This is a genomic window from Pseudooceanicola endophyticus (assembly GCF_018760365.1).
Taxonomy (GTDB): domain Bacteria; phylum Pseudomonadota; class Alphaproteobacteria; order Rhodobacterales; family Rhodobacteraceae; genus Pseudooceanicola; species Pseudooceanicola endophyticus.
Genome location: NZ_JAHIAB010000001.1, coordinates 79,813 through 98,860, shown reverse-complemented (window position 1 = coordinate 98,860; position 19,048 = coordinate 79,813). Strand labels below are relative to the sequence as shown.

The 19,048-nt window shown below is 67.7% G+C and carries 17 protein-coding genes; 10 read left to right on the top strand and 7 right to left on the bottom strand.

The features are described from left to right. From KM176_RS00460 to KM176_RS00450, 3 genes are all read left to right on the top strand, one after another. On the top strand, window positions 1-639 hold the full coding sequence (locus KM176_RS00460) for an NADPH-dependent F420 reductase (protein ID WP_215558751.1): 639 nt from the start codon (window positions 1-3) through the stop codon (window positions 637-639). Between the two features lie 21 nt (window positions 640-660). Next, window positions 661-1,056 (top strand): (R)-mandelonitrile lyase, encoded by a 396-nt coding sequence (locus tag KM176_RS00455; protein WP_160891623.1) that lies wholly within the window; start codon window positions 661-663, stop codon window positions 1,054-1,056. A gap of 168 nt (window positions 1,057-1,224) precedes the next feature. Next, window positions 1,225-2,088 (top strand): aldo/keto reductase, encoded by an 864-nt coding sequence (locus KM176_RS00450; protein WP_160891621.1) that lies wholly within the window; start codon window positions 1,225-1,227, stop codon window positions 2,086-2,088. Between the two features lie 77 nt (window positions 2,089-2,165). On the opposite strand, the gene KM176_RS00445 is transcribed toward KM176_RS00450, so the two are convergent. After that, window positions 2,166-2,741, bottom strand: coding sequence for a TetR/AcrR family transcriptional regulator (locus KM176_RS00445; RefSeq protein WP_160891619.1), 576 nt, complete (start codon window positions 2,739-2,741; stop codon window positions 2,166-2,168). Window positions 2,742-2,846: 105 nt separating this feature from the next. Between KM176_RS00445 and KM176_RS00440 the strand changes: the two genes are divergently transcribed. Continuing rightward, window positions 2,847-3,632, top strand: coding sequence for an SDR family NAD(P)-dependent oxidoreductase (locus tag KM176_RS00440; RefSeq protein ID WP_160891617.1), 786 nt, complete (start codon window positions 2,847-2,849; stop codon window positions 3,630-3,632). Between the two features lie 186 nt (window positions 3,633-3,818). Continuing rightward, window positions 3,819-4,835: a tRNA dihydrouridine(20/20a) synthase DusA gene (dusA, locus tag KM176_RS00435; RefSeq protein WP_236045119.1), complete on the top strand. Its 1,017-nt coding sequence runs from the start codon at window positions 3,819-3,821 to the stop codon at window positions 4,833-4,835. Window positions 4,836-4,985: 150 nt separating this feature from the next. On the opposite strand, the gene KM176_RS00430 is transcribed toward dusA, so the two are convergent. From KM176_RS00430 to KM176_RS00405, 6 genes are all read right to left on the bottom strand, one after another. Continuing rightward, complete coding sequence (locus KM176_RS00430) at window positions 4,986-6,488, bottom strand: ABC transporter substrate-binding protein (RefSeq protein WP_160891613.1); 1,503 nt, start codon at window positions 6,486-6,488, stop codon at window positions 4,986-4,988. 130 nt (window positions 6,489-6,618) lie between these two features. Further along, window positions 6,619-8,265, bottom strand: coding sequence for a glycoside hydrolase family 3 protein (locus tag KM176_RS00425; protein ID WP_160891611.1), 1,647 nt, complete (start codon window positions 8,263-8,265; stop codon window positions 6,619-6,621). Window positions 8,266-8,277: 12 nt separating this feature from the next. Continuing rightward, on the bottom strand, window positions 8,278-9,750 hold the full coding sequence (locus tag KM176_RS00420) for a sulfatase (RefSeq protein ID WP_160891609.1): 1,473 nt from the start codon (window positions 9,748-9,750) through the stop codon (window positions 8,278-8,280). A 1-nt stretch (window position 9,751) separates the two neighbouring features. Then, window positions 9,752-10,567, bottom strand: coding sequence for an ATP-binding cassette domain-containing protein (locus KM176_RS00415; RefSeq protein ID WP_160891607.1), 816 nt, complete (start codon window positions 10,565-10,567; stop codon window positions 9,752-9,754). Beyond that, window positions 10,564-12,327 carry a dipeptide/oligopeptide/nickel ABC transporter permease/ATP-binding protein gene (locus tag KM176_RS00410; RefSeq protein ID WP_160891605.1) on the bottom strand — a complete coding sequence of 588 codons (1,764 nt, stop codon included), beginning with the start codon at window positions 12,325-12,327 and terminating at the stop codon, window positions 10,564-10,566. The genes KM176_RS00415 and KM176_RS00410 overlap by 4 nt, the downstream gene beginning before the upstream one ends. Next, the gene (locus KM176_RS00405) at window positions 12,324-13,265 is read right to left on the bottom strand and encodes an ABC transporter permease (RefSeq protein WP_160891603.1); all 942 of its coding nucleotides are present in this window, start codon (window positions 13,263-13,265) and stop codon (window positions 12,324-12,326) included. The genes KM176_RS00410 and KM176_RS00405 overlap by 4 nt, the downstream gene beginning before the upstream one ends. A 234-nt stretch (window positions 13,266-13,499) precedes the next feature. On the opposite strand from KM176_RS00405, the gene KM176_RS00400 reads away from it, so the two are divergent. The 5 genes from KM176_RS00400 to KM176_RS00380 all read left to right on the top strand — a co-directional run bounded on the left by KM176_RS00400 (window position 13,500) and on the right by KM176_RS00380 (window position 18,847). Then, window positions 13,500-14,420: a LysR family transcriptional regulator gene (locus KM176_RS00400; protein WP_160891601.1), complete on the top strand. Its 921-nt coding sequence runs from the start codon at window positions 13,500-13,502 to the stop codon at window positions 14,418-14,420. A gap of 107 nt (window positions 14,421-14,527) precedes the next feature. Continuing rightward, a complete protein-coding gene (locus tag KM176_RS00395) occupies window positions 14,528-16,081 on the top strand; it encodes a sulfatase family protein (protein ID WP_160891599.1) in 1,554 nt (517 codons plus the stop codon). A 129-nt stretch (window positions 16,082-16,210) separates the two neighbouring features. Beyond that, window positions 16,211-17,119, top strand: coding sequence for a sulfite exporter TauE/SafE family protein (locus tag KM176_RS00390; protein ID WP_160891597.1), 909 nt, complete (start codon window positions 16,211-16,213; stop codon window positions 17,117-17,119). Then, on the top strand, window positions 17,116-17,874 hold the full coding sequence (locus KM176_RS00385; RefSeq protein WP_160891595.1) for a TIGR02186 family protein: 759 nt from the start codon (window positions 17,116-17,118) through the stop codon (window positions 17,872-17,874). Before KM176_RS00390 ends, KM176_RS00385 begins: the two co-directional genes overlap by 4 nt. A gap of 4 nt (window positions 17,875-17,878) precedes the next feature. Continuing rightward, window positions 17,879-18,847 carry a formylglycine-generating enzyme family protein gene (locus tag KM176_RS00380; RefSeq protein ID WP_160891593.1) on the top strand — a complete coding sequence of 323 codons (969 nt, stop codon included), beginning with the start codon at window positions 17,879-17,881 and terminating at the stop codon, window positions 18,845-18,847. Window positions 18,848-19,048 lie beyond the last annotated feature (201 nt).

Genomic DNA, 19,048 nt, shown 5'->3' with positions numbered 1-19,048 from the left:
ATGAAGATCGGCATCCTTGGGTCGGGCCGCATGGGCGGCGCGCTTGGCCGGATCTGGGCCGCCTGCGGGCACGAGGTATGCTTTGCCTACGCCCGTTCGGCGCAGAAGCTGGACCGCCTGGCGCAGGAGACGGGCGGCCACAGTGCCGGCGTGGCCGAGACCGTGGCCCATGCGGAGGCGCTGCTGCTGGCGGTGCACTGGTCCCGGGTTCCCGATGTGCTGGCGCAGGCGGGGGACATGGCCGGCAAGCTGGTGCTGAATTGCTGCGTGCCTCTGGATGCGACCGACAGCCGGATCGTGCTGGGCGGAACCACCTCGGGCGCCGAGGATCTGGCCCGCCGGCGCCCCGCTGCCCGCTGGGTGTCCTGCTTCAACACCGTGCCCTCGGAAAGCCTTGGCCCGGTCTTTGCCCGCAAGGGCCGGGGGCCGGCGCCGCAGGTCCTGACCTGCGCCGACGACGGTGCCGCAAGGGCGGCCGCCACGCCACTGATCCGCGACACGGGCTTTGCGCCGCTGGACTGCGGCGGGCTGTCCAATGCCCGCTTCGTCGAACCCTTCGCCATGGTCACCGCCGAACTGGCCTATGCCCAGCCCGGCGGCCCCGCACTGACCTATGTTTTCACGAAACTGCGCGGCTGATCCGCGCGGAAAGGAGACCCCATGAAGATCACCCGTTCGGGCAGCACGCCCTCTGTGAAAGGCCCCGAGGACTGGTTCACCGGCACCGTCCGCATCGATCCCCAGTTCCAGGCCGAAGCCCCCGGTCGCGTCAGCGGCGCCCATGTCACCTTCGAACCCGGCGCCCGCACCGCCTGGCATACCCATCCCGCCGGTCAGACCATCCTCATCACTTTCGGTCGGGGGCGCGTCCAGCGTGAAGGCGGCCCGGTCGAAGAGGTTTCGGCGGGGGATGTTGTCTGGTTCCCGGCGGGTGAAAAGCACTGGCACGGCGCCGCTCCCGACACCGCCATGAGCCACCACGCGATCCAGGAAGCCATCGACGGCTCTGCCGTGACCTGGCTCGAGAAGGTCTCGGACGCAGACTACGCCGGCTGACCCCGGCCCTCTGCCCCGCGCCTGACGCCCCCTTGAGGGCGAAACCGACCCGATGATGCCGAGGCCCTGCCTTGGGCAGGGGCCCGCGATCCCACTGCCGACTGTCGATCCCGCGCGCCCGGGCAGGGCGCGCGCCGGTCCCGCATTCCCCCAACGAAAGAGACCAGGATGATCCTGAACGAAACCTACACCCTGTCCAATGGCATCGAGATCCCCAAGCTGGGCCTCGGCACATGGATGATCGAGGATGACATGGTGGCCGAGGCCGTGCGCGCCGCGCTCGACCTGGGGTATCGCCATATCGACACCGCCCAGGCCTATGGCAACGAACGCGGCGTGGGCGAGGGCATCCGCACCTCGGGCCTGCCCCGGGAAGAGATCTTCGTCACCACCAAGCTTGCGGCCGAGATCAAGGATTACGAAGGCGCGAAGGCCGCCATCGACGCCTCACTTGCCACCATGGGGCTGGACGTGATCGACCTGATGATCATCCACAGCCCCCAGCCCTGGATGGATTTCGCCGGAGAGGACCGCTTCTTCGACGGCAATGTCGCGGCCTGGAAGGCGCTGGAAGAGGCTCATGAGGCCGGCAAGCTGCGCGCCATCGGCGTGTCGAACTTCCAGACCGTCGACCTGGAGAACCTGCTGCGGCACGCGCGGATCCGCCCGATGCTGAACCAGGTGCTCGCCCATGTCGCCAATACCCCCTTCGACCTGATCGAGGTCTGCCAGCGGCAGGACATCCTGGTCGAGGCCTATTCCCCCGTCGGCCACGGCGCGCTGTTCCGCAACGCCGAGGTCGGGGCCATGGCCGAGAAATACGGCGTTTCCGTCCCGCAGCTGGGGATCCGCTACTGCCTGCAACTGGGCCTGCTGCCGCTGCCCAAGACGGCGAATCCGGCGCATATGAAGACCAATGCGGCGGTGGATTTCACCCTCTCCGATGCGGATATGGAGACCCTCAAGGGCCAGGAAACCGCGCCGGATTACGGTGAAGCCGGCATCTTCCCGGTCTTCGGCGGAACGCTCTGACAGCATCATCGCCGCGAAGCTGCGACAGGGGGCCGGAACGGACAGCGTACCGGCCCCTCGGAGCCTGCCGGGGCCCGTCACCCGGGATCGCCGGCATCCACCAACCCCTGCAGCAGCGCCCCGAGCCGCTCTTTCAGCGCTTCGGGATCGGCCCTTGTCAGGGTGTCCAGACGGGCCACCCGGTATAGGGCATCGACCCCCGTCAGCACGGCAAGGGCCAGCGCCGCCCTCAGCCCGGCCTCGGCGCCGCCGATCCGCGCCGAAAGGTCCGCGACCGCGTTGTCGTTCAGGGCCTGCGCGACCATCGGCCCGACCTCGGGGCTTGAGATCGAATGCAGCAGCGCACGGTTCGGATCGAAATCCTGCTTGTGCCCGGGATCGAGGATCAGCCCCGCGACGCGGCGGCCGAAATCGGACATGTCGCCCTGCACCAGGATGTCGATGCTGAAATGCGGCAGGATCGCGGTTTCGAACAGGCCCTTCTTGGACCCGTAGTAGCGGTTGATCAGCGCCGCATCCACGCCGGCCTCCTGCGCGATCTCCCGCAGGCCCACCTGGTCATAGGGCCGGGCCATGAAGTGGCGGCAGGCCGCCGCTTCGATGGCCTTGCGCGTGGCTTCGGCATTGCGCGGTCTCTTGCGTGTCGTCGGCATGGCTCTCCCTTGAAAGTCAACAGGTGATGATTTATGTCATCATGCGTTGACATCGCGCACCCCGCGCGTCCCTGCAAGCCCTAATCCCGAACACGGAGTCCCAAAATGGCCAAGAATCCGGGAACTGCCCTCGTGACCGGTGCCTCAAGTGGCATCGGTGAAGCCCTGGCCCGCATTCATGCGGAGCAGGGCGGTGACCTCGTGCTGGTGGCGCGGCGCCGGGCGCCGCTGGAGGCCCTGAAGCAGGAGCTGGAGGCGCGCCATGGCATCGCGGCTTCGGTGCTGGTCGAGGACCTGACGGACGAGGCCGCACCGGCCCGCATCCACCAGAGCGTCCTGGACGCCGGCCAGGACATTGCCTGCCTCTTCAACAATGCCGGGTTCGGCGGGCTGGGCCGCTTCGATCAGCGGGACTGGGCGGCGGATCGCGCGATGATGCAGGTGAACATGATCGCCCTGACGGCGCTGACCCGGCTGTTCCTGCCGGAGTTCGTCGCGCGCGGCTCGGGCCGGATCCTGAACACCTCGTCAAGCGGCGCCCTGCTGCCGGGGCCCATGCAGGCCGTGTACTATGCCAGCAAGGCCTATGTGACCTCCTTCAGCAATGCCCTGTCGGAAGAGCTGCGCGGCACCGGCGTCACGGTCACGGCGCTGATGCCCGGCCCGGTCCGCACCGGGTTCGAGGCGACCGCCGGCATGGGGCAGCTGGGCCTTTACACCGGCGCCGCCTCGGCGGGCAGCGTGGCGAAGGCCGGCTACGATGCCATGATGCAGGGCAGGCTGAACGTCATCACCGGGCTGAGCCCGGTGCAGCGCCTCATGCTGCGCCTTCTGCCCTTCGCCCCCCGGCGGCTGGTCCTGCGGATGATCCACGACATGCAGACCGCCTGAGAGGCGCGCCCTGCATCCGCGCAGACGGTCTGGTTGCGGTTGACAGCTTCGGGCAAGCGAACCTATGTCCACGTTTCATCGCCGGGGCGGCCGCTTCGCCCGGGCCGGTCAACGGATCTTGCGCCGCGTGCCCAGGGGGCTGCGGTGCGCGAATGGGCTTGGATGAGCCGGAACAAGGGGTTGCGCATGTCTGGCACCGTGTTGGATCATAATGCAAGGCTGTCCGTCGCCCCGATGATGGACTGGACGGATCGGCATTGCCGCTATCTGCACCGGCTGCTCAGCCGCAAGGCCCTGCTTTACACCGAGATGGTGACCTCCCCGGCGCTGGTGCGCGGCGGGGCGCTGCACCTGCTGGATCATGACGTTTCGGAACATCCGGTGGCGCTGCAACTGGGCGGTTCGGACCCCGCCGAGCTGGCGCAGGCCGCGAAACTGGGCGCCGAGGCCGGCTATGACGAGATCAACCTCAACTGCGGCTGCCCTTCGGACCGGGTGCAGTCGGGCACCTTCGGGGCGATCCTGATGCAGCAGCCCGACCTTGTGGCGCGCTGCGTGGAGGCCATGCGTGCGGCCGTCGATGTCGAGGTCACGGTGAAATGCCGCATCGGCGTCGATGATCAGGACCCCGAGGTGGTGCTGCCCGATTTCCTGGAAAAGGTTTCGGCGGCGGGCTGCCGGCGCTTCACCATCCATGCCCGCAAGGCCTGGCTTCAGGGGCTCTCTCCGAAGGAGAACCGGGACATCCCGCCGCTGGATTACGACCTGGTGCGCCGGATGCGCGCGCGCTTTCCCGATCTGCACCTCTCGGTCAACGGCGGCATCACCACGATGGCGCAGACCGAGGGCTTCCTGGCCGACGGGCTGGACGGGGTGATGATCGGGCGGGCGGCCTACCATGACCCCTCGGCGGTGCTGTGCGGCGCCGATGAACGGATCTTCGGGGCGAAGACCGATGCGCTGGAGCCCGAGGCCGCCGTGATCGCCATGCTGCCCTATATCGAGGCGCATCTGAGCGCGGGCGGCAAGCTGGCGCAGGTGACGCGGCACATGCTGGGCCTGTTCCAGGGCCGTCCCGGGGCGCGGGTCTGGCGGCGGATGCTCTCGGAAGGGGCGCATCGCAAGGGCGCCGGTCCGGCGCTGGTCGAGGAGGCGCTGGCCGCCTTCCGCGACACCGTGGCGGGCGACCGCGCGACGGCCTGAGGCGGGCCTTTCCGAAAACGCACCGAAAACGACAAGACCAAAAATGACAGGGCCCAAAACGACAGGGCTAAAAACGACAAGGCCCGCGGTGGGAGGGACACCGCGGGCCTTGCTCTGACGCCCGCCCGGGAGGGAGCGGGGGCGCCAGCCTTACTTGCCGGTCTTCTTGTAGTCGTAGAGGTAGGGCGTGATGTTCTCGACCGGGAGCGAGACCGAGACGCTCTTGTTCGTCAGGTAGACAGAGTCGATCTGGTACCAGGGGGCGAACCAGGCGTTCTTGACCAGGTAGTCGGTGATCGCGCGGTATTTCGCGTCATCCTGGCCGGGCAGCACCTTCTGGGCATCCGCCAGCAGCGCGTCCAGCTCGGGCGTTTCGGTCTTGGCGGTGTTCCAGGGCGCAGTGGGGGCGATGTATTTCACCACGTCCCCCCAGGGAGAGTTGCCGCCCAGGCGGAACAGGAACAGCGGGAACTTGCCCGACAGCAGCTCCGGGATCGTCGAGGTCGGAGAGACCTTCACCCAGTCCACCTTGATGCCGATGGCGCCAAGCTGCTGTTCGACGATGGGGTTGTAGGCCGACATGGAGGCCAGGTCGGGCATCTGCACGGTGAAGCCGTCGCCGTAGCCTGCTTCCTTCATCAGCGCCTTGGCGGCGTCGACGTCGTACTTGTAGGTGCCTTCCAGCGCCGGATCATACAGCGCGTTCGGCGCCGCGACGGCCTGGTCGGTGACCTTGCCCATGCCGCCGTCGACGAACTTCAGGATCTGCGCCTTGTCCATCGCCATGTTGATCGCCTGACGCACCTTCACGTTGCCAAGCGCGGGCACCATCTTGCCGTCGCGATCCGCGATGAAGAAGCCGAAGAAGTCCGCCGGAAGCGAGGTCACGGTCAGGCCGGCGGCCTTGGCCTCGTTCACCACGCGGGGTTCGCCCACGGCGGCGTCGATCTGCCCCGAGCGCAGCGCGTTCAGCCGGGCCGAAAGCTCGGTGATCGGGGTGATCGAGACGCGGTCGAACGGATAGGCGTCCTTGTTCCAGTAGTCCGGGTTGCGGGTGTAGACGTACTGGCGGCCCGTCACCGTGTCCTTGGTGTCGAAGATGTAGGGGCCCGAGCCCACCGGATGCGCCGCGCCTTCGGGGGTGCCCAGCGTCGAGGGCAGGGCAACCACGCCGCCGACAGTGGCCAGGCCGAACAGCAGGGCGGGGTTGGGCTGGGCCAGGTGCAGCACCAGCTCGGTGTCGGAAACCACGGTGATCTTGTCGACACCCGCCAGCATCCACTTGTTCTGCCCGGCGCTGTTCTGGAGGTATTCCATGTTGGCCTTGACCGCATCCGCCGTCAGCGGCGTGCCGTCGGTGAACTTGACGCCCGCGTGCAGCTTCAGCGTCAGCTCGGTGCCGTCCTCGGAATAGCTGTAGCTTTCCGCAAGGTTCGGTTCGATCGAGCCGTCGTCCTTGGCCTTCAGCAGGGTGTCGAACACCGGCTGCCAGTAGTTCATCCAGTGCGAGCCGGTCAGCTGCGCGCGGTCGAAGGTCCGGTTGTCGCGGTAGGCGCCGATGGCCAGCGTATCCGCATCATTGGGGATCTCGGCCAGCACGGGGGCGGCCAGGCCGAAGCTGAGCGCCAGCGCGGCACAGGTGGATTTGAACATGGTTTCCTCCCAGAAGGTGGGCCCCCTGGGGACCCGGGTCTTGCGTGCCCTCGTGGTACCCGAGTGGGGAATGCGTAAGGAGTGCATTTTCACCGCTTGGTGATGCACGGTTGTTATCGCTCGGGCGGGCTCAGAGCCGGGCGTCGGGGGCACCGGCAAAGGGATCGACGGGGTTGGTGCCGGCGAAGGGGGCGCGGCCCAGAAGGGCCTCGCAGACCGCGCGCTGCATCGCCTCGTGGGTCGAATAGGCGTTGATGTAGGTCGGCACCCGGGGCGCATCGTAAAGGTAGTAGGGATAGCCGAAGCTGATCATCACCGTGGGAAGCGCCGTCCAGGGCCGCGCCATGGCGGTCTTGAAATGGCCATGCAGCGCACGCCAGTCCAGGAAGATCCGGCTTCGGGTCAGCAGGGTTTCCTCTCCGAAGAGGTACAGCACCAGGTCCTGACCGGTGATGTCGAGCGGGGTGCCGTAGGGCGCCTCGGTCACCTCGAAGCCCGCCTCGCGCAGCATCTGCGGCAGGGCGAAGGGGATCTGTTCGTTGCCCATGGGTTCGACGATGCCGGGGCTCAGCACCAGGATCCTGCGATGTCTGGCGGGATCAAGGGGCAGGGTGGCGTCGCGGTCCTTGACCAGGGTCGGCGCGGCGGCAAAGGCGCGTTCGGTGATCGTGGCGCGTCCCTCGGGCGCGGGCGTTTCGGGGGCCTTGCGGGACCTGTGCAGCCCCAGCGAGGCCTTCAGCCCCAGCACCCGCAGACCGGCAGCGCGGAAGCGTTCCGCCGGGATGCGCCCCGAGGCGACGGCATCGCGCACCGCCGCGATCTCGGTCTCCGGATCGGAGGAGAACAGCACCATGTCGCAGCCCGCGCGCAGGATCTCGATTTTGGCCTCCAGCGGCGCCAGAACCGAGGTCAGGCCGGCCATTTCGGAGGCGTCCGAGACGATGATGCCGTTGAAGCCCAGCTCGCCGCGCAGCAGGTCCTCGTTCAGCGCGCGAGAGATCGTGGCCGGCAGGTAGCGTTCGGCGTCCGGGGCATCGGGTCGGTAGGCGGGCAGGGCGATATGGGCGGACATGACGGCGCGCGCCCCGGCCCGGATGGCGTCCCCGTACAGCTTGCCGAAGCTGGCGTGCCAGTCTTCCATCGACAGCGGGTTGATCGTGGTCACAAGGTGCTGGTCGCGGTCGTCATAGCCCTCGCCCGGCCAGTGCTTGACGGTGGCGGCCAGGCCCGCGGCCTCGAATTCCGTCAGCTGGGCCAGCGCATGGCGGGCGATCTTCGCGGGATCCGAGCCATAGCCGCGCGTCGCCACGATGGCACTGCGCGGCGCGGCGTTGATGTCGAGGACCGGGGTGAAGGACCAGTTGACGCCGATGGCGCGGGCCTCGGCGGCCATGATCCGGCTGACCTCGCGGGTCAGGGCCTCGTCATCGGCGGCGGCCAGTGCGAGGGGGTTGGGCACCGGGGTGCCGAAGGGGAGGCTCATGCGAGAGCCCTCCAGATCCGCCGAGACCAGCATCGGGATCGCGGCATCCTCCTGCAACGCATCCAGCGCGCTGCGTTCGGCCTCGCCATCGGTACCGAAGAAGCGGGTGATGCCGCCCGGTTGCAGCGCCGCCAGACGGGCGCGCTCGGCCGCATCGACCGGCCCGCGCGAATTCAGCGTGAAAAGCTGGGCGGCCTGTTGCAGCGGATCAAGGCCGTCCCAGGTCGCGACCACCCAGTCCAGGGCCTCCTGGTCCAGGTGGAAGGGGGCACGCATCAGGTCTTCGGGCTGCATCGGCGGGGTCTTTCAGTCTTGGGCGGGAAGAAGCGCCAGGTGGGGATCTTCCACCGGGCCGGTCTCGGGCAGGCCGAGGCGCCGGTATTGTCCGGGCGGCGCATCAGAGGCCCGCATCAGCTCGACCAGATGGCCGGCCATGCGGGTTTCGAGGGCCTTGTCCTCCAGCGGGGTCTGCTGGCCGGGGTCGGTCTGCAGATCGAACAGAAGGCTTTGGAGCTGCGCGGGGCCGCGCATCAGCCGCCCCGGGTAGCGCAGCACCGGCATGCCCTTGGTGAAGGCAAAGCCCGGGTGCAGGCTGGCGCGGGCCAGATCGTCGCCCGAGGCAAAGCCGCGCATCCGGGTGGGCATCAGCGAATGTTCCTCCAGCGGGGTGTTGCCGGGCAGGGGGGCGCGCATGTAGACATGGCGCCCGTCGGTCACGCTGACATGGCTGCCGAAGACGCCGAACAGCGCGGCCTCGCGCACGGGCGTGTCGTCGCGCACCGTGGCGCCCAGCGGTTTGCCCTGCATGTCTGCGGTGGGGGCCACGCCGAAGGCTTCCAGCAGGGTCGGGGCGATGTCGATGGTCTGCACCAGTGCCTGGCGCCGTTCGCCCGCCACACCCGCCTTCGGATCCCACAGGAAGAAGGGCGTGTGGATCGCCTCGTCATACCAGGGCAGGACGTTCTTGCCCCAGTAGCCACGCTCGCCCAGCAGGAAGCCGTGGTCGGTGCACACGATCAGCATCGTGTCCTGCCACAGCTCCAGCCGGTCCATGGCATCCAGCACCCGGCCCAGATGGCGGTCGCATTCGCCCAGAAGCTTCAGGTAATGCGCACGCATCGCCTCGACCCCCGCAGCATCCTGTGTCACCGGACCATAGGCGGGCCAGTCGTCGCCTTCCTCGCCGGGGACGGTGAAGGGTTCGTGGGGATCGAAGGTCTCGATCTGCAGGAGCCAGTCGTCCGCGCCCGCATTGCGTTCGAGGAAGTCCAGACCGGCGTCGAAAACCTTCGTCATCGGCATGTCCTCGCGCGAGGTCATGACCGTGCGGTTGGCCTGGTCCTGGGTGTGCGCGCGCGGCAGGTACTGTTGCATCACGTCCCGGTCCAGCAGGTCGAGGAACGGCATCCAGGCATCGCCTTCCTGGCCGCGGAAGGTCTCGTGCGTGGTGAAGCGGGTGTGGTAGGTGGCCCCGCCGTCTTCCCAGTAATGCTGGTGGTCGGTGATCAGGTGGCTGTGCACGCCCTGTTTCGCGAGGATCTCGTAGACGCTGTCGTCGAAGGGCTCGATCGGGCCCCAGGAGCGGTGCAGGAAGTTGTAGCGCCCGGTGTGCATCTCTCGCCGCGCCGGCATGCAGGGCATGGAGCCCGCATAGCAGGTGTCGAATGTGGCGCTGCGGGTGGCAAGGCGGGCGAAGTTGGGCGCCTGTTCCGGCGGCGCGCCCCAGGGGGGCAGCATCCGCCGGACAAGGCTGTCATACATCACGACGATGGCACGCATGTCAGGCCTCCGCCTCAAGCTCCTGGAAGGCGCGGCGGCGGTCGGCCTGTCGCACCGGATCGGCCACCGGGGCGGCCAGCAGGAGGCGTTTCGTATAGGGATGTTCGGGCCGTGCCGTCACCTGGTCGCATTCGCCGAATTCCACGATCCGACCCGAGCGCATGACCGCGACCCGGTGCGAGATGTGGCGCACGACGGCAAGGTCGTGGCTGACGAAGAGATAGGCGACCCCGGTGCGCTCCTGGATCTCGATGAACAGATCCATGACCCGCGCCTGGGTCGACAGGTCCAGCGCCGAGACCGGCTCATCGCAGACGATGAGGCGCGGCGAGAGCGCGAGGGCGCGCGCGATGGCGACCCGCTGGCGCTGCCCGCCCGAGAATTCGCGCGGATAGCGATGCGCGGCATCGGCGGGCAGGTTCACCTGATCCAGCAGGTCGCGCACCCGGTCCCGCGCCTCGGCGGCGGTGGCGATCTTGCGGGCGATCATCGGCTCGGTCAGGATTTCCTCGATGGTCATCGAGGGGTTGAGCGAGGTGTAGGGGTCCTGGAACACCGCCTGGATGCGCGCGGCATCGCCGGTGCGTTCGCGCGGGGCGACATTGGCGATGTCCTTGCCCTCGAAGTCGATCTGCCCGGAATTGACGTGGCAGATCCCCAGGATGGCGCGCCCGATGGTGGTCTTGCCCGAGCCGCTTTCGCCGACCAGGCCGACGGTCTCTCCGGGGCGGATGTCGAGGGAGACGTCCTTCAGCACATGCAGCGGCCCGAAGTGGATGTTGACGTTCCGGACGTCGACCAGTTTCTCGTCGCTCATGCCGCATTTCCCTTGGCTGCGGGGGCGCGGTAGGCGCGCACCTCGGTGTCTTCCAGGACCGAGCCCAGCAGCATCCGCGTATAGGGGTGCTGCGGGTTCGAGAAGAGCGCGCCGATGGCATTCTCCTCCACGATCTCGCCCTTCTTCATCACCGCCACGCGGTCGCAGATATCGGCCACCACGCCGAAGTTGTGGGTCACCATGACGACGGTCATGTGGAATTCCTCGCGCAGTTCGCGCAGCAGTTCCAGCACCTCGGCCTGCACCGTGACGTCAAGCGCGGTGGTCGGCTCGTCCGCGATCAGCAGATCCGGAGAGGAGGCGACGGCGCCCGCGATCAGCACCCGTTGCGCCATCCCCCCCGAGACCTGGTGGGGATAGGCGTTGAAGGTGCGTTCCGGGTCGGGCAGGCCGACGCGGGCCAGCATCTCAAGCACGCGGGCCTTGGCCTGCGCCTTGGACAGGCCCAGCACGTTCATCAGCGGCTCGACCATCTGTGCCCCGATGCGGAACGAGGGGTCGAGGTTCGACATCGGCTCCTGCGGGACATAGGCGATGCGGCGGCCGCGCAGGGCGCGCATCTCGGTCTCGGACTTCTTCGTCAGATCCTCGCCGTCGAAGGTGATCGAGCCGGACAGCACCTTGCCCCCGGTCGAGAGCAGGTCGAGCACGGCAAAGGCGGTCTGCGTCTTGCCCGAGCCGCTTTCGCCGACAAGGCCGACCACGTCGCCCTTGCGGACCTGAAGGGTCACGCCATGGACGACCTCGCGCCAGCCATTGCCGTCGGGATAGGCCACGACCAGATCGCGGATGTCCAGCAGTACGCCCTCTTCGGGCGTCGGCGCGGGCGTTGCGGCGGCGTATTTCGCCGGGATCGCCGGGGTGCGGAAGCTGGGCGCGGCGCCGGTCTGCATGGCATCGCGGATCGCGTTCGCCAGCAGCACCAGCGAGGCCACGGTGATCGAGATCGCCAGACCCGGCCACAGGATGCCGAGCGGGGCGTTGTACATGTTCTGGAAGCCGTTCTGGAGGATCCCGCCCCAGGTCGGCATGGAGGGATCGCCCAGGCCCAGGAATTCAAGCCCCGCCTGGATGACGATGGCGATGCCCGCCACGATCGAGGTCTGGATGACCACCGGCGCGCGCACCACCAGCAGGATGTGGCGGATGATGATGCGCATGTCGGTCAGGCCCGAAACCCGGGCGGCGTCGATGTAAAGCTCGTTCTTGACGCCCTTCACCAGGGTGCGGGTCAGGCGGTAGAAGCCCGGGCTCAGCATGATGCCGAAGATGCCCATCGACAGGTAGATCGAGGCGCCAAGCGCCTGATAGAGCGCCAGCAGCACGATCAGCGCCGGCAGCGCCATCAGCGCGTCCGAGATCCAGCTGGAGGCGGTCTCGTACCATTTGCCGAAATAGCCCGCGAAAAGGCCGGCGGTGACGCCCAGCAGGGCCGCCACGACAACGGCGATGGCGGCGCCGATCAGCGTGTTGCGCGCGCCCCAGACCAGGCGGCTGAAGATGTCGCGGCCCGAGCCGTCTCCGCCCAGCAGGTAGCCATCGCCCGGCGCGACGTTGACCTTGAAGATCTGCACGGCGGCGGGATCGTTGGGGGCGATGAGCGGCGCGAAGATCGCGGTCAGCAGAACGACGATGATCAGGGCCGTCGCCAGCAGGCCCAGCGGGTTGCGCAGCACCAGCCCGGTCAGGCTGCTGCGCTGCGGTCCGGCGGCGGGAATGGAAGCGGTGGTCTCGGTCATTGCAGGCGCACCTTCGGATTGGCCCAGGCGTTCAGGATGTCGATCAGGATGTTCATGATGACGACGGTGATGATCAGCGTGACGACCACGCCCATCAGCACCGGCACGTCGCCCTGAAGCGCGGCATCCACGGTGAGCGAGCCGAGGCCCGGAATGGCGAAGACCTGCTCGATGATGGCAGCGCCGCCCAGCAGGGCGATGAACTGCACGGACAGCACGGTCAGCGTCGCGGGCAGGGCGTTGCGCAGCGCATGGCGATAGAGGATCGAACGCGGGCTGACGCCGCGGGCGCGCAGGGTACGCACGTAGTCCTTGTTCAGCGCGTCGATGACCGCGCCGCGCACCTGCTGGCTGGCCGAGGCGATGCCCGAGAAGACCAGCGCGCCGACCGGCAGCACCAGCGAGGCGACCCAGGACGCGGGCGAGGTGGCGAAGGAGACATAGCCGGTGGGCGGCAGCCATTGCAGGCGCACCGCGAACAGCAGCACCAGCAGCAGGCCCAGCCAGAAGTTCGGCATGGCAAAGCCGACGACGCTGATCACCTGGATGATCTGGTCGGCGATGCCACGGCGCACGGCGGCGGTGATGCCCAGCACGGCGGCCACGAAGAACATGATGACGACCGAGATCGCGACGATCGACAGCGTCACCGGGAAACGGCTGGCCAGCGAGGGCGCGACACGCTGGTTGCGCGTCCAGCTGTTGCCCAGATCGCCCTGCACCGCATGGACGGCCCAGTCGGCGAACTGCACCGGCAGAGAGCGGTCAAGGCCCAGCTCGTGCTCCTTGGCGGCGATGTCGGCGGCCGAGGCGCTTTCGCCAAGGATGTTGCGGGCCACGTTCCCGGTCGAGCCGTAGATCAGCGCGAAGGTCACGGTCGACACCAGCACCAGGAGGATGATCCCGGCGCCGATGCGCTTCAGAAGATAGGTCAGCATGGGGCGGGGCCTCGGCCTGCGGGCAAAGACGACATGGCCGTGCCACCTGCGAAGGCGGGCACGACCGCGCGAAGCGGTTGGGTCAAAGGGTCCTCCCAGTGTCAGGTCTGGGCCGGGTCGGGGCAATTCCCGATAGACACCCGGCTCTTCCGGTACCCGACAGAGGTATCAGTTGCGCCCATGCACGGACAATGAAAAGATGCGCGCAACTGATGCCTTAAGGTTATCGCTCGGATGCTTGACCAGATCACCCACCTCTTCCGCCTCCAGGCCATATTCGAAGAGGGCAGCCTGCGCTCTGCGGCCAATCGTCTGAACATCACCCAACCGGCGCTGTCGCGTTCGCTGGCGCAGCTGGAGCGCTATTTCGGCCATCCGCTGCTGGAACGCCATGCCCGTGGCGTGCGGCCCACCCCCTTCGGCGAAAGGGTGCTGAGCGAGGCCCTGCGGATGCAGCGCCAGTGGCAGCTGGCCGAACAGTCGCTGCGCCATGATCCCGCGCTTGGCCAGACCCGGCTGCGCATCGGGGCCGGGCCGGTCTGGCGCGCCTCGGTGGTGCCGGGCTTCCTTCTGGCGCTGGAGAAGGACTTTCCCGATATTGAGTTCGAGCTGCGCAACACCCGTTTCTCCCAGGCCATCGGCGATCTGAAGGAGGGGCGGCTGGACGTGATCTTTACCGGCAGCCCGATGCTTGAGGCCGAGGAGCAGCGGCTGGTCTCGCGCCCCTTCGCGCAGGTGACCGACCATGTGGTGGCGCGTGACGGCCATCCGATCTTTGACCATGCCGGACCCGACGGCCAGATCCCGACGGAACGGCTGCTGGACTATCCCTGGGTCGTCTACTCCGAGATCCCGGCCTATCATGAGACCGCCCGCAACGGCCTCTATCAGCTGCTAAGGCAGGAGCCGCGCATCACCATCCAGTGCGAAAGCCTGCTGTCGACGCTGACGGTGCTGCAACGCTCGGACCATCTCTCGATCCTGCCGGATGCCACCATGGCGGCCTTCCTGGGGGCCGAGTTGCGCCCGGTGCGCACCGGACTTCGGGAACGCGGCGTGCGCGCCAACATGATCTACCGCGAGGAAATGCAGAACTGGCCGCCACTGGCGGCACTGATAGCGCTCGCAACCGGAGAAGCCTCTGCGCCCGAGTGATGCCTCTGGTGCATCGGAAGCTGGGGTAATTGCATTATCCCGTCATCGCAGGCACGGCTAAGGTCCCCCCGACACTGCCACGGCAGACGACGACGAGGAGGACCAGCTTGCGCCCGAACATCATCTTCATCATGGCAGACGACCATGCCTCGCGCGCCATTTCGGCCTACGGGGCTGGGATCAACCACACGCCGAATCTGGACCGGATCGCGGAAGGCGGGCTGCGCCATGACGCGACCTATGTGACGAATTCGATCTGCACGCCCTCGCGCGCGGCGATCCTGACGGGCACCCACAACCATGTGAACCAGGTGACGACGCTGGTCACCCATCTGGACAACCGCTTTCCCACCGTCGCGGGCCTGCTGCGCAGCTCGGGCTACAGGACCGCGATCTACGGCAAGTGGCACCTGGGCGAGGGGCCCGCGCACGAACCGAAGGGATTTGACGACTGGGCCGTGGTGCCGGGGCAGGGCGATTACTGGGATCCGGCCTTCATCTTCCCCGATGGCAAGCGCCGGGTGCCGGGCTATGCCACCGACATCATCACCGACATGTCCATCGACTTCATCGAGAAGAACCAGGACCGGCCCTTCTTCCTGATGTGCCACCACAAGGCGCCGCACCGCAGCTTCGAACCCCATCCGCGTCATGCGCACCTCTGGGCGGACGAGGACGTGCCGCTGCCCGAGACCTTCAACGACGACTATTCCAACCGCGCCGCCGCCGCCGCCGCCGCCAAGATGCGCGTGCGCTCGGACCTGACCTGGGAAGACATCGCGCTGGTGCAGCCCATCGGCCCCGAGGCCGTGGCGGGCGAGCTGGTCGTCGATTTCCTGAAGATGCGCAAGGTGCCCGACCTGGCCCCGGGCGACACCATCAGCGTGATCTGCGCCGAGACCGGCGAACGCTTCACCTTCGACGATCCCCAGGCCTTCGCCGAGTTCAAGTACCAGCGCTTCATGAAGCGCTACCTGCGCACCGTGCAATCCATCGACGACGGGGTGGGGCGGATGCTCGACAAGCTCGATGAGCTGGGGCTGACCGAGAACACGCTGATCATCTACACCTCCGACCAGGGCTTTTTCCTGGGCGAACATGGCTGGTTCGACAAGCGCTACATGTACGAGGAAAGCCTTCAGATGCCCTTCCTGGTGCGCTACCCGGCGGCGATCCCGGCGGGCACGACCAGCCGCGACATCTGCTGCAACGTCGATTTCGCGCCGACCTTCCTGGACTATGCGGGCGTCAAGGTCCCGAGCTTCATGCAGGGCACCTCGCTGCGCCCGATGCTTGAGGGGAAGACCCCCGAAGACTGGGATCAGCTGGCCTATCACCGCTACTGGATGCACAATGATGCCTTCCACGGCGCCTGGGCGCATTACGGCGTGCGCGGCCCGCGTTACAAGCTGATCTACTGGTACAACAAGCCCCTCGGCCAGATCGGCGCGCATCCGAACGACGCCCAGCCCGAATGGGAGCTGTTCGACTGCGACACCGACCCGTTCGAGCTGACCAACCTGGCCCATGATCCCGCCCATGCCGGTGTCTTTGCCCAGATGCTGGCGCTGATGGATGCCAAGATGGCCGAGATCGGCGATGTGGCCGAACATGTCAGCGCCGATGTGCTGGCCGGGCTGAAGCTGCCCGAACCGGCCTGATCCCGGGCGCGCGACCTCCTGCGGGCCGCGCGGTCCGCTCTCTCTCTGACGATCGCTCTCCGGCCCTGTCCGCGCCTCCTTCCCGGGGGCGCGGCGCCGTCCGTGGAGCGGACCAAGCGGATCCGTGACGTGACACTCTATCTTCCGATTGCCGAGGTTTCGGTGAATGCCTGGGTGATCCTGGGCCTCGGCGGCCTCGTGGGCTTTCTGTCGGGCCTCTTCGGGGTCGGCGGGGGCTTCCTGCTGACGCCGCTTCTGTTCTTCGCCGGCATTCCGCCGGCGGTGGCGGTTTCGACCCAGGCGAACCAGATCGTCGCCTCTTCCTTCTCGGGGACGCTGGCGCATCTGCGACGCGGCACGCTGGACCTGAAGATGGGGCTGATGCTGCTGGCCGGCGGGCTGGCGGGATCGGCGGTTGGCGTCTGGATCTTCAACCTGCTCAGCCGGATCGGCCAGGTCGATCTGATGGTGCAGCTGTTCTACGTGGTCTTCCTGGGCGGCATCGGCGCGATGATGTTCGTCGAAAGTGCCCGGGCGCTGACCCGCAAGGCCCCGGTGCGGCGCAAGCGTCAGCGCGGCTGGGCGGCGCGGATGCCGCTCAGGATGCGGTTCCGCACCTCGGGGCTGGTGATCTCGGTCATCCCGGTGCTGGGCATCGGGTTCCTCTGCGGGGTGCTGGCCGCGATCATGGGGGTGGGCGGCGGTTTCGTCATGCTGCCCGCGATGATCTACCTGCTGAAGATGCCCACCAAGATCGTCGTCGGCACCTCGCTGTTCCAGATCATGTTCACCTCGGCCTTCACCACGGTGCTTCATGCCGCGACCGACCACAGCGTCGACGTGCTGCTGGCGCTGCTGCTCAGCATCGGCGGGGTGCTGGGGGCGCAGTTCGGGGCCAGGTTCGGCGCCCGGCTGCGCGGCGAACAGCTGCGCATCCTGCTCTCGATCCTGGTGCTGATCGTGTGCTTCAAGGTCGCGCTCGATCTGGTGCTGGCGCCGGATGATCCGTTCTCCTTCACCATGGAGCTGATGCGATGATCCGCCCGATCCTGGCGCTTCTGCTGCTGGCCGCACCCGCCCATGCCGAACGCGCGGTCTTCGAGCTGTCGCAGGAGCAGGTCTCGATCACCTCGACCTTCAGCGGCACCGAGCTGACGGTCTACGGTGCCATCCGTCCCGACCCGGGCGAGGCCGCGCCCGACACGCCCCCCGGCGTCATCGTCACCATCGAGGGGCCCGAGGGCGTCGCCATCATTCGCCAGAAAACCCGCGAGGCCGGGATCTGGGTCAATTCCGACGCCGCCGCCTATGCCCCGGTGCCCAGCTTTTACGATGTCGCGACCTCGGCGCCGCTGGCCGATCTGCTGCGTGGCTCGGAGGATGCCGCCTACAACATCAGCGTGCCCGCGCGCACCCGCGCCGTCACCGCCCGCCAGCCCTCGGGCGATCCGCAGGCCTTCGCGGCGGCGATGACACGGATTGGCGAACGGTCCGGGCGGTTCCGCAGCCGAGAGGGCGCGGTGCGGCTGGCCCAGGGGGCGTTGTTTGACGCGCATTTCTCGCTGCCTTCCTCGACCTCGCAGGGGGATTACGTGGTGCGGGTCTTCCTGACCCGGGACGGCCGGGTGATCGACGCCACCCGCCGGGTCTTTGCCGTCCGCAAGGCCCCGCTGGAACGCTACGTCTACCAGTTTGCACAGGGCAACGGGACGCTCTACGGATGCATTGCGGTGCTGATCGCCATTGCCACCGGCTGGCTGGCCTCGGTGATCTTCCGCAAGGACCGGAGGTAGGATCATGGGACAGGGCGGCTGCTGCGGCGCCAAACGGGAAGGGCCGAAGGGCCGGGACGCGGGTTTTCTGGAGGCCGCGCTGGCGGTGCCCCGGGCCGCGCCTGAGGTGCAGCAGGCCCTTAAGGCCGAGCTGGTGAAGATCCCCGGCGGCATCTTCGAGATGGGTACCCGCAAGTCGACCTTCCCCGAGGACCTCGACAGCCCGCGCCGCAAGGTCAAGGTCAGCCCGTTCCGGATCGGCGCGACCACCGTCACCAATGCCCAGTATGCCCGCTTCGTGGCCGAGACGGGCTATCGCACCGTGGCCGAGCAGGAAGGCTGGAGCTACGTCTTCCACATCCTGCTGGCGGATCCCGCGCAATATCCCGTCAGCCCGCCGGGGCTGCGCTGGTGGCGTCAGGTCCATGGCGCCTTCTGGGCGGCGCCGGAGGGGCCGGGCAGCAGCTGGCAGGACGGGCGCGCCGATCACCCGGTGGCACAGATGTGCTGGTACGATGCGCTGGCCTATGTCACCTGGGCCGGCCTGCGCCTGCCGCGCGAGGCCGAGTGGGAGCGCGCGGCCCGGGGCGGCAAGGCGCGGCTGAAATTCCCCTGGGGCAATGCATTGGTGCCCGAGACGGGCTTTGCGATGAACACCTGGCAGGGCAATTTCCCGGACGAGAATTCGGCCGAGGACGGGTTTGTCGGCACCGCGCCCGCGCGCAGCTATGCGCCGAACGGCTATGGTCTTTACAATTGCACCGGCAATGTCTGGGAATGGGTGGCCGATTACTACGGGCCCCGCACCCCCCCGGGGGCCTTGCCCGAGGTCGACCCGGCGGGTCCGGCAGAGGGGCAGGCCCGCATCCAGCGCGGCGGTTCCTTCCTGTGCCACGTCAGCTACTGTGATCGCTACCATGTGCATTCGCGCACCCGCAACGATCCCGACAGCGCCACGTCGAACGCCGGCTTCCGGGTGGCGGCCGATCTCTGATCCCGGGGGGCTTGAGCCTGCACCGGTCGGGGGCTTGCAGCGACCTGCGATAGCGGCGAATTTTTCCCAAGCCCAAGCCCAAGCCCAAGCCCAAGCCCAAGCCCAAGCCCAAGCCCAAGCCCAAGCCCAAGCCCAAGCCCAAGCCCAAGCCCAAGCCCAAGCCCAAGCCCAAGCCCAAGCCCAAGCCCAAGCCCAAGCCCA

Excerpts from the sequence above, each read along its gene's own strand:
- KM176_RS00460 (WP_215558751.1), top strand. The coding sequence starts at position 1 with ATGAAGATCGGCATCCTTGGGTCGGGCCGCATGGGCGGCGCGCTTGGC.
- KM176_RS00455 (WP_160891623.1), top strand. The coding sequence starts at position 661 with ATGAAGATCACCCGTTCGGGCAGCACGCCCTCTGTGAAAGGCCCCGAG.
- KM176_RS00450 (WP_160891621.1), top strand. The coding sequence starts at position 1,225 with ATGATCCTGAACGAAACCTACACCCTGTCCAATGGCATCGAGATCCCC.
- KM176_RS00445 (WP_160891619.1), bottom strand. The coding sequence starts at position 2,741 with ATGCCGACGACACGCAAGAGACCGCGCAATGCCGAAGCCACGCGCAAG.
- KM176_RS00440 (WP_160891617.1), top strand. The coding sequence starts at position 2,847 with ATGGCCAAGAATCCGGGAACTGCCCTCGTGACCGGTGCCTCAAGTGGC.
- dusA (WP_236045119.1), top strand. The coding sequence starts at position 3,819 with ATGTCTGGCACCGTGTTGGATCATAATGCAAGGCTGTCCGTCGCCCCG.
- KM176_RS00430 (WP_160891613.1), bottom strand. The coding sequence starts at position 6,488 with ATGTTCAAATCCACCTGTGCCGCGCTGGCGCTCAGCTTCGGCCTGGCC.
- KM176_RS00425 (WP_160891611.1), bottom strand. The coding sequence starts at position 8,265 with ATGCAGCCCGAAGACCTGATGCGTGCCCCCTTCCACCTGGACCAGGAG.
- KM176_RS00420 (WP_160891609.1), bottom strand. The coding sequence starts at position 9,750 with ATGCGTGCCATCGTCGTGATGTATGACAGCCTTGTCCGGCGGATGCTG.
- KM176_RS00415 (WP_160891607.1), bottom strand. The coding sequence starts at position 10,567 with ATGAGCGACGAGAAACTGGTCGACGTCCGGAACGTCAACATCCACTTC.
- KM176_RS00410 (WP_160891605.1), bottom strand. The coding sequence starts at position 12,327 with ATGACCGAGACCACCGCTTCCATTCCCGCCGCCGGACCGCAGCGCAGC.
- KM176_RS00405 (WP_160891603.1), bottom strand. The coding sequence starts at position 13,265 with ATGCTGACCTATCTTCTGAAGCGCATCGGCGCCGGGATCATCCTCCTG.
- KM176_RS00400 (WP_160891601.1), top strand. The coding sequence starts at position 13,500 with ATGCTTGACCAGATCACCCACCTCTTCCGCCTCCAGGCCATATTCGAA.
- KM176_RS00385 (WP_160891595.1), top strand. The coding sequence starts at position 17,116 with ATGATCCGCCCGATCCTGGCGCTTCTGCTGCTGGCCGCACCCGCCCAT.
- KM176_RS00380 (WP_160891593.1), top strand. The coding sequence starts at position 17,879 with ATGGGACAGGGCGGCTGCTGCGGCGCCAAACGGGAAGGGCCGAAGGGC.